Source organism: Bacillus cereus group sp. N8, assembly GCF_016483685.1.
GTDB lineage: Bacteria > Bacillota > Bacilli > Bacillales > Bacillaceae_G > Bacillus_A > Bacillus_A proteolyticus.
In genome coordinates this window covers 1-251 of record NZ_JAEHBK010000189.1, presented here as the reverse complement: position 1 = coordinate 251, position 251 = coordinate 1, and the positions used below count along the sequence as shown (strand labels likewise).

Genomic DNA, 251 nt, shown 5'->3' with positions numbered 1-251 from the left:
GAAGAGGAATTAGCTCAGTTTGCACCACCGCAAGAGGAAGAGAAAAGTGAATCCTTATTATCCCCGAACTCAAATACAACATTTTTAGCAGTGGCAAGTGGAAAAGGTGGAGTAGGGAAATAGACTGTTTCTGTTAACCTTGCAATTGCTTTAGCTCGTTTAGGGAAAAAGGTTGGTATCATTGATGCGGATATTTACTGTTTTAGTGTACCTGATATGATGGGCATCGAAAAACGCCCAATCGTAAGAGG

At 41.0% G+C, this 251-nt stretch carries 1 pseudogene; it reads left to right on the top strand.

Annotated features, from left to right (window positions below):
- A pseudogene (locus JDS80_RS30950) lies at positions 1–251 on the top strand (P-loop NTPase); the annotation flags it as partial.